The following is a 12870-nucleotide window of genomic DNA, read 5'->3' on the forward strand; positions in this document are numbered from 1 at the left end:
TCATATACGATATAACTCGGAACATGACCATAGTGGTGCAAGTTTTTGTTGCGCGTCGAGAAGTGTCCGCTCGCATCTGCAACTAATAATCGCCGAACGGCACACCGGGCGGCGTTTCGTTTCGCGTTAGCAGTCGAGGTCGGCATGACGCCGCACGGTATCAAGACTCGGTACCACCGTTAGGCGAGTCGCAAACCTTGATATCGATCAATGCGGCTCTTGCTCGTCGTCATCGGGCCGGCACATTGCCGTGTGCTATAGTTAGTTTCGAACGATACGACTTTCAGGCGAATAGTTCTGATCGGCCCCAGCATGGGCAGCGTCTTACATGCCTTGCCGGCATATCGCCGTATCGATCGCGGATCGTCCGATTGGATACTGCGGGGGGCGGCGGCCAGATCGTCACGCTCGCCGATCCTCGCCACCCCAACGAAAAACCGCCGCCCGGTTGCCCGGACGGCGGCTCTTCATTCAGTCGAGCCGGAGCCCGAACCGGGAGATCACTCCTGGTTCAGATACTCGCCGGCGGCCTCGTCGCTGCCGTCGCCGGAGGGGACGACCTCGGCGAGCGGGTCGGAGCCCGTGCCGACGTCCTCACGCTTCGAGCGCAGCGCCTCGGCGGCGCGGAGTTCGGCGGCCGAGGCCGGGGCGACGATCGCTGCGGCCATCGCACGCTGCTGGACGCGCATCGCCGCATCGCGCGACGACGCCGCGACCCGCAGGCGGTTCATGCCCGCACCCGTACCCGCCGGGATCAGGCGACCGACGATGACGTTCTCCTTGAGACCCATCAGCGTGTCCTGCTTGCCCTGGACCGCCGCCTCGGTGAGGACGCGGGTGGTCTCCTGGAACGACGCCGCCGAGATGAAGCTGCGGGTCTGCAGCGACGCCTTGGTGATGCCGAGCAGGACAGGCTTGCCCTGTGCCGGCTGCTGGTTCTTCTCCAGCTTCTCGTTGGTCGCGTCCATTTCCTCGCGATCGACCTGCTCGCCCTTCAGCAGCGTGGTGTCGCCGCCGTCGGTGATCTCGACCTTCTGCAGCATCTGACGAACGATCGTCTCGATGTGCTTGTCGTTGATCTTCACGCCCTGCAGTCGATAGACTTCCTGGATTTCGCTGACGAGATATTCGGCCAGCGGCTCGATCCCCATCGTCTCCAGAATGTCGTGCGGGTTGGGCGAACCGCCGATCAGATTGTCGCCACGCTTGACGTAGTCGCCTTCCTGAACGTCGATCACCTTCGACTTCGGCACCAGATACTCGACGACGTCGCCGCCATCCTCGGGCTGGATGCCGATCTTGCGCTTCGCCTTATAGTCCTTGCCGAACACGACCCGGCCGGAAACCTTGGCGATGATCGCCGCTTCCTTGGGGATGCGCGCCTCGAACAGTTCGGCGACGCGCGGCAGACCGCCGGTGATGTCGCGGGTCTTGGCGGACTCGCGGCTGACACGGGCGAGAACGTCGCCGGCCTGGACCTGGGCATTGTCGTCGACCGAGAGCACCGCACCGGCCGCGAGCATGTAGCGCGCCGCTTCGCCGTCTTCCGAGGTCGTGAGGGTCAGGCGCGGACGCAGATCCTCCTTCGACTTGGTCGAGGTGCGATATTCGATGACGACGCGCTGGGCGATACCGGTCGCTTCGTCGGTCTGCTCGGTGAGCGTCTTGCCCTCGGTCAGGTCGACGTACTTCACGATGCCCGAATTCTCGGTGATGACGGGCATGGTGAACGGATCCCACTCCGCCATGCGATCGCCCTTCGACAGCATGTGGCCGTCGTCGAACATCACATAGGCGCCGTAGGGGATACGATGCGTCGACAGCTCGCGGCCGTCCATGTCGAGGATCGCGATTTCGCCCGAGCGCGACAGCGTCACGCGGCGACCACGCTGGTCGACGATGAGGCGCAGGTCGCGGAACTGGGCGGTACCGTCGACCGGTGCCTCCAGGTTCGACTGCTCGTTGAGCTGCGCCGCGCCGCCGATGTGGAACGTACGCATCGTCAGCTGCGTGCCGGGCTCACCGATCGACTGGGCGGCGATGACGCCGACCGCCTCGCCGATGTTGACCGGCGTACCGCGGGCGAGGTCACGCCCGTAGCACTTGCCGCAGACGCCGATCTTGCTCTCGCAGACCAGCGGCGAGCGGATCTTCATCCCCTGGATGCCGATCTTCTCGATCTGCGTGATCATCGCCTCGTCGAGCAGCGTGCCCGTCGGGATGATGACCTCGCCGGTCTTGGCGTCGACCACGTCCTCCGCCGTCGTGCGGCCGAGGATGCGCTCGCCAAGCGAGGCGATCGTCGAACCGCCCTGCACGATCGCCTTCATCTCCAGCGCGCGTTCGGTGCCGCAATCCTCCTCAACGATGACGCAATCCTGCGACACGTCGACGAGACGGCGGGTGAGATACCCCGAGTTCGCCGTCTTCAACGCGGTGTCCGCGAGGCCCTTGCGGGCGCCGTGGGTCGAGTTGAAATATTCGAGGACGGTCAGGCCTTCCTTGAAGTTCGAGATGATCGGCGTCTCGATGATCTCGCCCGACGGCTTGGCCATCAGGCCGCGCATGCCGGCGAGCTGCTTGATCTGCGCCTGCGAGCCACGGGCACCCGAGTGGGCCATCATGTAGATCGAGTTGATGTCCTTCTCGCGGCCCTTGTTGGGACCGTCTTCATAGTGACGGACAGCCTTGATCTCGTTCATCATCGAGTTCGCGACCTGGTCGCCGCAACGGCTCCAGGCGTCGATCACCTTGTTGTACTTCTCCTGCTGCGTGATCAGGCCGTCCTGATACTGCTGCTCGAAGTCCTTCACCTGATCGCGCGTCTCGTCGACCAGCTTGTCCTTGTCCGGCGCGATGATCATGTCGTCCTTGCCGAACGAGATGCCAGCGCGGAATGCGTGACGGAAGCCCAGTGCCATGATCGCGTCGGCGAACAGCACGGTCTCCTTCTGGCCGGTGTGACGATAGACCTCGTCGATCACGTCGCCGACGTCCTTCTTGGTGAGGAGGCGGTTGACGGTCTCGAACGGCACCTTGTGGCTGTGCGGCAGGGTTTCACCCAGCAGCATGCGGCCCGGCGTCGTCTCGTAGCGCTTGAGGTACTGCTTGCCAGCCTCATCGGTCTGCGGAACGCGGCTGATGATCTTGGTGTGCAGCGTCACCGCACCTGCGTTGAGCGCCTGATGCACCTCGGCCATGTCGCCGAGCAGCATGCCTTCGCCCGGCTCGCCTTCCTTCATCATCGACAGATAATAGAGGCCCAGCACCATGTCCTGCGACGGCACGATGATCGGCTTGCCGTTGGCGGGCGACAGGATGTTGTTGGTCGACATCATCAGGACGCGCGCTTCGAGCTGCGCTTCCAGCGACAGCGGGACGTGCACGGCCATCTGGTCGCCGTCGAAGTCGGCGTTGAACGCCGAGCAGACCAGCGGGTGAAGCTGGATCGCCTTGCCCTCGATCAGCACCGGCTCGAACGCCTGGATGCCGAGACGGTGGAGCGTCGGTGCGCGGTTGAGCATCACGGGATGCTCGCGGATTACCTCGTCCAGGATGTCCCAGACTTCCTTGCGCTCCTTCTCGACCCACTTCTTCGCCTGCTTCAGGGTCATGGACAGACCCTTGGCGTCGAGGCGCGCGTAGATGAACGGCTTGAACAGCTCGAGCGCCATCTTCTTCGGCAGGCCGCACTGGTGCAGCTTGAGCTCGGGACCGGTAACGATGACCGAACGGCCCGAATAGTCGACGCGCTTGCCGAGAAGATTTTGGCGGAAGCGGCCCTGCTTGCCCTTCAGCATGTCGGACAGCGACTTCAGCGGACGCTTGTTGGCGCCCGTGATCGTGCGACCGCGACGGCCGTTGTCGAACAAAGCGTCGACCGCCTCCTGCAGCATGCGCTTTTCGTTGCGGACGATGATGTCCGGCGCGCGCAGCTCCATCAGGCGCTTCAGGCGGTTGTTGCGGTTGATGACGCGGCGATACAGATCGTTGAGATCAGAGGTCGCGAAGCGACCGCCGTCCAGCGGCACCAGCGGGCGCAGCTCGGGCGGGATGACCGGCACGACTTCGAGGATCATCCACTCGGGACGGTTGCCCGATTCGAGGAAGCTCTCGACGACCTTGAGGCGCTTGATGATCTTCTTGGGCTTCAGCTCCGACTTGGTCGTTGCCAGCTCTTCGAGCAGCGCGACCTTCTCGCCTTCGAGGTCGAGGCTTTCGAGCATGATGCGCACGGCCTCAGCACCGATGCCGGCCGAGAACGCGTCCTCACCGTACTGGTCCTGCGCCTCGAGGAGCTCGTCCTCGGTCATCAGCTGGAACTTCTCAAGCGGGGTCAGGCCCGGCTCGATGACGATATACGCCTCGAAATACAGCACGCGCTCGAGCTGCTTGAGCTGCATGTCGAGCAGCAGGCCGATGCGGCTGGGCAGCGATTTCAGGAACCAGATGTGCGCGACCGGGGCGGCGAGCTCGATATGGCCCATCCGCTCGCGGCGAACCTTCGAGACGGTGACCTCGACGCCGCACTTCTCGCAGACGATGCCCTTATACTTCATGCGCTTGTACTTGCCGCACAGGCATTCGTAATCCTTGATCGGACCGAAGATGCGCGCGCAGAACAGGCCGTCACGCTCGGGCTTGAACGTGCGATAGTTGATGGTTTCGGGCTTCTTAATCTCGCCGAACGACCACGAACGGATCTTGTCGGGCGAGGCAATGCCGATCTGGATCTGGTCGAAGGTCTCGGGCTTTGCGATCGGGTTCGCGAAGTTGGTCAGTTCGTTCATGGGGATGAACCTCTCAGAATTCTTTTCTCCTCTCCCAGCGGGAGAGGAAGGGGCCCGCCAGCGAAGCTGGTGGGAAGGTGAGGGCAGGGCAGCGAACCGTCCTCACCCTTCCGCGGCCTACGGCCGCTCCCTCCCTCTCCCGACGGGAGAGGGAGAGTGGTGGCTTACTCCGCGGCGATCGCGATGCCGTCCTCGTCGACCTGGTCCTGCATCGTCTTGAGATCGACGTTGAGACCCAGCGAGCGCATTTCCTTGACGAGCACGTTGAAGCTCTCGGGGATGCCGGCCTCGAACGTGTCGTCGCCCTTGACGATCGCCTCATAGACCTTGGTGCGGCCGACGACGTCGTCGGACTTCACCGTCAGCATCTCCTGCAAGGTGTAGGCGGCGCCGTATGCCTGCAAGGCCCAGACCTCCATCTCACCGAAGCGCTGGCCGCCGAACTGCGCCTTGCCGCCCAGCGGCTGCTGGGTGACGAGGCTGTACGGCCCGATCGACCGGGCGTGGATCTTGTCATCCACGAGATGGTGCAGCTTGAGCATGTAGATGATGCCCACCGTCACCTTGCGGTCGAACTTGTCGCCGGTGCGGCCGTCGAACAGCTCCGACTGGCCCGACGTGTCGAGACCCGCCAGCTCCAGCATCGCCGACACGTCGCTCTCGCGGGCGCCGTCGAACACCGGGGTGCCCATCGGGATGCCGGTCCGGATGTTCTTGACCAGCTCGACGATCTCCTCGGGCTCGCGGCTCTGGATGTCCTCGGCATAGTGATCGCCATAGACTTCCACGAGGCGCGACCGGACCGCGTCGGGCATCTCGCCCGCCTTGGCATCGGGGTTGGCCTCGCGCCAGTCCTCGAGCGCGGTCGCGACCTGCATGCCCAGATTGCGGGCGGCCCAGCCGAGATGCGTTTCGAAGATCTGCCCGACGTTCATGCGCGACGGCACGCCCAGCGGGTTGAGCACCAGATCGACCGGCGTCCCGTCGGCGAGGAACGGCATGTCCTCCTGCGGCAGGATGCGGCTGATGACGCCCTTGTTGCCGTGACGGCCGGCCATCTTGTCGCCCGGCTGCAGCTTGCGCTTCACCGCGACGAAGACCTTGACCATCTTGAGCACGCCGGGCGGCAGCTCGTCGCCACGCTCCAGCTTCTCGCGACGATCGTGGAACTTGTCCGTGATCCGCTTGGCGGCTTCGTCATACTGCTGCTTGACGGCTTCCAGATCGCCCTGGACCTTGTCGTCGGCGACCGCGAACTTCCACCATTCGTGGCGGTCGACGCTGTCGAGCAGGTCCATGTCGATCGTCGCGCCCTTCTTCAGGCCCTTCGGCACCGCCGTGGCGACCTGATCGAGCAGCATCTCGCGCAGACGCGACCAGGTCGCGCGGTTGAGGATGGTGCGCTCGTCGTCCGAGTCCTTCTTCAGGCGCTCGATCTCCTCGCGCTCGATCGCCATCGCGCGCTCGTCCTTGTCGATGCCGTGACGATTGAAGACGCGGACGTCGACGATCGTGCCGGCAACGCCCGGCGGCAGACGCAGCGAGGTGTCGCGGACGTCGGACGCCTTCTCGCCGAAGATGGCGCGGAGGAGCTTCTCTTCCGGCGTCATCGGGCTCTCGCCCTTCGGCGTGATCTTGCCGACGAGGATGTCGCCCGGCTCGACCTCGGCGCCGACGTAGACGATGCCCGCCTCGTCGAGGTTGCGCAGGGCTTCCTCACCGACGTTGGGGATGTCGCGCGTGATGTCCTCCGGCCCGAGCTTCGTGTCGCGGGCCATCACCTCGAACTCGTCGATATGGATCGACGTGAACACGTCGTCCTTCACGATCCGCTCGCTGATGAGGATCGAATCCTCATAGTTGTAGCCGTTCCAGGGCATGAACGCGACGAGCGCGTTGCGGCCCAGCGCCAGCTCGCCGAACTCGGTCGACGGGCCGTCGGCGATGACGTCGCCGGCGTTGACCACGTCGCCCACCTTCACCAGCGGGCGCTGGTTGATGCAGGTCGACTGGTTCGAGCGCTGGAACTTCATCAGCGTGTAGATGTCGACGCCCGACTTGGCCGAATCGACCTCGCCGGTGGCGCGCACGACGATGCGGCTGGCGTCGACCTGGTCGACGATGCCGGCGCGCTTGGCGGCGATCGCGGCGCCCGAGTCACGGGCGACCGTCTCTTCCATGCCGGTGCCGACGAACGGCGCTTCCGCCTTGACCAGCGGCACGGCCTGACGCTGCATGTTCGAGCCCATCAGCGCGCGGTTGGCGTCGTCGTTTTCCAGGAACGGAATAAGCGACGCGGCGACCGACACCAGCTGCTTGGGGCTGACGTCCATCAGCGTGACGTTGTCGGGGAGCGCCATCAGGAACTCGCCCGCCTGACGCGACGACACCAGCTCCTCGGTGAAGCCCTTGTCCGGCCCCAGCTCTGCCGAGGCCTGCGCGATCGTGTGCTTGGCCTCTTCCATCGCCGACAGATACACCACGTCGTCGGTGACCTTGTGGTCGACGACCTTGCGGTACGGCGTCTCGATGAAGCCGTATTTGTTGACGCGGCTGAACGAGGCGAGGCTGTTGATCAGGCCGATGTTCGGGCCTTCCGGCGTCTCGATCGGGCAGATGCGGCCGTAATGCGTCGGGTGAACGTCGCGGACCTCGAAGCCCGCACGCTCACGCGTCAGACCGCCCGGTCCGAGTGCCGATACGCGACGCTTATGCGTCACTTCGGACAGCGGGTTGGTCTGGTCCATGAACTGCGACAGCTGCGACGAGCCGAAGAATTCGCGCACCGCGGCGACCGCCGGCTTGGCGTTGATGAGGTCGTTCGGCATCACCGTCGACACGTCGACGGACGACATGCGCTCCTTCACGGCGCGCTCCATGCGGAGCAGGCCGACGCGATACTGGTTCTCGAGCAGCTCGCCGACCGACCGCACGCGGCGGTTGCCGAGGTTGTCGATATCGTCGATCTCGCCCTTGCCGTCCTTCAGGCCGACGAGCGTCTTGATGACGGCGAGGATGTCCTCGCTGCGCAGCGTCGTCACCGTATCCGGGCAGTCGAGGTCGAGGCGCATGTTGAGCTTGACGCGACCCACCGCCGACAGATCGTAGCGGTCCGGATCGAAGAACAGGCCGGCGAACAGCGCTTCGGCGGTCTCGAGCGTCGGCGGCTCGCCGGGGCGCATGACGCGATAGATGTCGCTGAGCGCCTGCTCGCGCTCTTCGGCCTTGTCGGCCTTGAGCGTGTTGCGGATCCACGCGCCGGTCGAGACATGGTCGATGTCGAGCAGCTCGATCGTGTCGATGCCCGCCTTGTCGAGTGCCTCGAGATTCTCGGCGCCGATCTCGTCGCCGGCCTCGACGTAGATCTCGCCCGTCGTCTCGTTGATGAGGTCATAGGCCGAATAGCGGCCGAAGATCTCTTCGGTCGGGATCAGCAGCTGGGTGAGGCCGTCCTTGGCCGCCTTGTTGGCGGCACGCGGGCTGATCTTCTGCTGCGCGGCGAACACCACCTCGCCCGATGAGGCGTCGACGATGTCGAACAGCGGTTTGACGCCACGCCAGTTCTCCGGCGCGAACGGGATGATCCAGCCGCCCTGGCCGCGCACATAGGTGACGCGGTTGTAGAAATAATTGAGGATGTCCTCGCTGGTCATGCCGAGCGCATAGAGCAGCGCCGTCACCGGCAGCTTGCGCTTGCGGTCGATACGGACGTTGACGATGTCCTTGGCGTCGAACTCGAAGTCGAGCCACGAACCGCGATAGGGGATGACACGCGCGGCGAACAGATACTTGCCCGAGGCATGGGTCTTGCCGCGGTCATGGTCGAACAGCACGCCCGGCGACCGGTGCATCTGGCTGACGATGACGCGCTCGGTGCCGTTGATGAAGAAGGTGCCGTTCTCGGTCATGAGCGGCATGTCGCCCATGTAGACGTCCTGCTCCTTGATATCGATGACCGACTTGGCCTCCGTATCCGGATCGACCTCGAACGCGGTCAGGCGCAGGGTGACGCGCATCGGCGCGGCATAGGTGATGCCACGCTGGCGGCATTCCTCGACGTCGAACTTCGGCGGCTCGAGAACATAGTCGTCGAAATCGAGATAGGCGGTGCCGGCGAAATCCTGGATCGGGAAGACGCTGCGCAGCGTCTTTTCGAGGCCCGACACGTGGCCGGTGCTCTTGTCCGAACGGAGGAACTGCTCGTAGCTCTCGCGCTGAACCTCGATCAGGTTCGGCATCTGGATGACTTCGTGGATGTCCCCGAAGATCTTGCGGATGCGCCGCTTCGCGGTGCTGCCCTGGATCGCCTTGCTGGCCATGGTGTTATGCCCTCAGTCGTGGCCGGCCCGTCGGAAACGGGCGTCGGCCGGAATATCGTGCCCGGGAACCCCCGGAGCGGGACGCGAGGTGCGACGCAAAAAAGCCGAGCGCATCGCAGTGCGTCGGCCTTCGGCGTCTATGAACCAGAACCCTCTATCCGTACGATGCACTGCGCGACGGCGCATCATGTCCCGAAAGCTGTGGTGAGACGCGGATATAGGCGCAGGTGTGGACGCTGTCAAAGGGGGTGTATCCACCCTTCGGGCATCGCATGGCTTCGCCCCGTCGTCATACGGGGGCGGTTCGTCGCAGCGAGGGTGGCGGTCGTGAACCGTTCACTAAGGAGCGCGCAAGCGTATTGGGTGAGATCAGGGTACATGAACATGAAGCGGGGCGCGCGGCTCAGCGCGGTCGCCCTTTTGGTGGCGGGCGCGGCTGCGGCTCCCGGCGTGGCGCAGACGTCGAACACGACCGCGCCGCAGACGATTCCGGGGCTGGACAATTTCAGCCTGACGCCGTCGCAGCAAACCCCGATTCCGCAGCCGACGCCAGCGCCGCAGCCGAGCCCGGCGCCGGTGGTGACGCCGACGCCGCGGGCGACCGCAACCCCCGCCGCGCGTCCCACGCCGCGCCCGACCGCCACGCCGACGCCACGCGCCACGCCGACGCCGAGCCCGACGCCGACACCGGCTCCCAGCGCGACGCCGGTGACGGCAGCGCCGACGCCGGCGGCTGAGCCGTCACCGATCGCGACGAGCGCGCCGGCCCCGGTTCCGGTCGCGACGCCATCGGCCGTCCCCGTCGATGCGGCGACGCCTTCGTCGCAGTCCGCCACGGGCTGGTGGCTGGGCGGGGCGGCGCTGCTGGCGATCGCCGCTGCAGTCGGCTGGTGGCTGTTGCGGCGCCGCGCGAGCGAGCAGCCTGCGGAGGTCGTGGCTGTCGATCCGACGCCTCGCCCGCGCCCCCCGGCACCTGTGCCGGCACCGGCACCGGCACCGGCAGCGCCGCAGCCGGCGATGCTCGCGCCCGAGCCGCCGGTCGACCGCGCACGGCTGACGCTGGCGCTGCATCCACGTCGCGCCGGGCTCAACCTGCTCAGCGCCACCGTCGAAGCGGAGCTGGAGGTGCGCAACATCGGCGCCGTGCCCGCGACGGCGATCCGCGTCGGCGTCGCGCTGACCGGCGCCGGTCCGGGGCAGGAGGGCGACGTGGCGGCGGTATTCGCGGCGCCGGTCGGCCGTACCGCGGTGCCGCCGTTCGCGCTCGCGCCGGGCGAGACGCGGCGGGTACGGATCGTCGCCGCGCTGCCGCGCGCCGAGATCCGGCCGCTGGAAGCCGGGGGGCGGGCGATGTTCGTGCCGGTCGTGGCGGTCAATTTGCTCTACGATGCGGGCGGCAGCGAGGGGCAGAGTGCGGCGGCCTTCGCGGTCGGCGTCGAGCGCGTCGATTCCGCCAAACTGGTCCCGTTCTGGTTCGACCAGCCCGCCCGAATGTACGACGCGCTCGGCGTTCGTCCCTATGCGGTTGCGGTGGAACGATGATTCGCGCGGGTTGCATAATGGTCGGGAGCGGGTAACGGCTGACGGCGTGTCCACTTTGGTCCGATTATGGGCCAGGAGAATATATGGCTGCCGAACGTCATGGTGCCGAGATCTGGGCAGCGGTGTGCCGTGCGACCAACGTCGTCCAGTTCGACCATGTCGGTCACGTCATCTGGGCGAGCGAGCGGTTCTGCACGACGATGGGCTATGGCCTGGCGGAGATGCAGGGTTTGCATCACCGCGTGTTCTGCTCGGCGCAGGAACTGGCGTCGCCGGGCTATCGGCGGCTGTGGCATGATCTGGAACGCGGCCGCGCGGTCTCTGGCGAATGCACGCGCATCACCAAGGACGGCCGCGAGGTCCGCCTGCATGCCGCTTATGATCCGCTGACCGACGACGACGGCGCGGTCTGTGGTTTCGTCAAGGTCGCGACCGACGTCACCGATCGCCGGCGCAGCGATGCCGAGCGTAGCGCGCGGCTCGCGGCGCTCGACCGCAGCCAGGCGGTGGTCGAGTTCGCGCCCGACGGCGTGGTGCTGCATGCGAACGAGCGGTTCCTCGCGGTGACCGGCTATCGGCTGGAGGATGTCGTCGGGCGGCATCATCGCAGCTTCTGCGACCCCGCCTATGTGGCGTCGACCGGCTATGCCGCCTTCTGGGCGCGGATGGCCGGCGGCGAGATCGACAGCGGCGTCCATTGCTGGCGCGCCCGCGACGGCGAGGAATGCTGGCTGCAGGCGAGCTATACGCCCGTGTCCGATGCGACGGGGCGGCCGTTGCGCATCGTTGCGATCGCCAGCGACGTCTCGCGGCAGGTGCGGCTCGACCGCGCGGTCGCCGAGCGGCTCGACGAGCAGCAGCGCTTCCAGTCGGCGCTCGAGGCCAAGACCGCGGCGGTGCAGGAGATGATGACGCAGCTCGCCGGCGTCGTCGGCACGATCAAGTCGCTGTCGGCGCAGGCCGATCTGATGAAGCTCAACGCGGCGATCGACGCGGCGCATGCCGGCGAGGGGGCGGTGCACGGGATCGGTACGGGCGCGTGGCGGGCGCGCCGACGCGGCTGACCGCAGCGGGCGCGGATACGAAAAAGGGCGGCCTCCTTGCGGGGGCCGCCCTTGTCCTGTCGCTGGCCGACCGGAGACCGGCCAGGCCTTGCGGAGGGGGGGGCAGCGTGCTGGCCGACCCTCCGCTGCGGCTTACTTGAGCTCGACGGTCGCGCCGGCGTCTTCGAGCTGCTTCTTGACCTTCTCGGCCTCGTCCTTGTTCACGCCTTCCTTGACGGCCTTCGGCGCGCCTTCGACGAGCGCCTTGGCTTCGGTCAGGCCGAGACCGGTGATGGCGCGGACTTCCTTGATGACGTTGATCTTCTTGCCACCGTCGCCGGTGAGGATCACGTCGAACTCGGTCTTCTCTTCGGCGGCCGGAGCCGCTGCACCGGCGCCGCCGGCGGCAGGCGCCGCAACCGCAGCGGCGGCCGAAACGCCCCACTTCTCTTCGAGCAGCTTCGAGAGCTCGGCGGCCTCGAGGACGGTCAGTTCGCTCAGCTGGTCAACCAGCGCGTTCAGGTCTGCCATGATAGTTCCTTCATATGCTGGGGCCGACGGCCCCAAGTGTCAGTTGAAAATCGCTTGTCCGCAAGCGCCTGAGGTTCAGGCGGCTTCCTTCTCGGCGTAGGCCGACAGCACGCGCGCGATCTGCGCCGCGGGAGCCTGGGTGATGGTCGCGAGCTTCGTTGCCGGGGCAACGATGAGGCCGACGATCTTCGCCCGGAGTTCATCCAGCGAGGGCAGGGTGGCGAGCGCTTGCACGCCGGCAACGTCGAGAGAGGTCGCACCCATCGCACCGCCGACGATTTCGAACTTGTCGTTCGTCTTCGCGAATTCGACCGCAACCTTGGCTGCGGCGACGGGGTCGATCGAGGTGGCGAGGCCGACCGGGCCGGTGAGCAGGTCGCCCACAGAGCCGTAATCGGTGCCATCGAGTGCGATCTTGGCAAGCTTGTTCTTCGAGACCTTGTAGGTCGCGCCGGCATCACGCATCGCGTTGCGCAGTCGGGTGGACTGTGCAACCGTCATTCCGTTGTTGCGGGTAACGACTACCACGCCGACTTCGGAAAAGGTGCGATTCAACTCGGCAACGGCCGCGGCCTTTTGAGCACGATCCATGCCATTCTCCACGTTTTGAGAGCGCCGCACGAAGCGACCCTCCCGGTTACAAAC

6 protein-coding genes are annotated in these 12870 nt (G+C 66.0%); 2 read left to right on the forward strand and 4 right to left on the reverse strand.

The window, feature by feature from the left end:
- Positions 1-500: 500 nt before the first annotated feature.
- Together rpoC and rpoB are read right to left on the reverse strand one after the other, a co-directional pair.
- Positions 501-4790, reverse strand: a complete 4290-nt coding sequence (gene rpoC, locus FFS23_RS09205) for a DNA-directed RNA polymerase subunit beta' (RefSeq protein WP_038660775.1) — start codon at positions 4788-4790, stop codon at positions 501-503.
- Between the two features lie 164 nt (positions 4791-4954).
- Positions 4955-9109, reverse strand: a complete 4155-nt coding sequence (gene rpoB, locus FFS23_RS09210; protein WP_038660772.1) for a DNA-directed RNA polymerase subunit beta — start codon at positions 9107-9109, stop codon at positions 4955-4957.
- 378 nt (positions 9110-9487) lie between these two features.
- Here rpoB and FFS23_RS20420 point away from each other — a divergent pair, with 378 nt between their 5' ends.
- Positions 9488-10651, forward strand: a complete 1164-nt coding sequence (locus FFS23_RS20420; protein ID WP_249340605.1) for a hypothetical protein — start codon at positions 9488-9490, stop codon at positions 10649-10651.
- 83 nt (positions 10652-10734) lie between these two features.
- A complete protein-coding gene (locus FFS23_RS09225) occupies positions 10735-11715 on the forward strand; it encodes a PAS domain-containing protein (RefSeq protein WP_137898383.1) in 981 nt (326 codons plus the stop codon).
- Between the two features lie 132 nt (positions 11716-11847).
- Here the strand turns inward: FFS23_RS09225 and rplL are convergent, their stop codons facing one another.
- A complete protein-coding gene (gene rplL, locus FFS23_RS09230; RefSeq protein ID WP_137898384.1) occupies positions 11848-12225 on the reverse strand; it encodes a 50S ribosomal protein L7/L12 in 378 nt (125 codons plus the stop codon).
- Between the two features lie 75 nt (positions 12226-12300).
- A complete protein-coding gene (rplJ, locus tag FFS23_RS09235; RefSeq protein WP_037530318.1) occupies positions 12301-12816 on the reverse strand; it encodes a 50S ribosomal protein L10 in 516 nt (171 codons plus the stop codon).
- Positions 12817-12870: the final 54 nt, after the last annotated feature.

Source organism: Sphingomonas sp. 2SG (assembly GCF_005503285.1).
Classification (GTDB): domain Bacteria; phylum Pseudomonadota; class Alphaproteobacteria; order Sphingomonadales; family Sphingomonadaceae; genus Sphingomonas; species Sphingomonas taxi.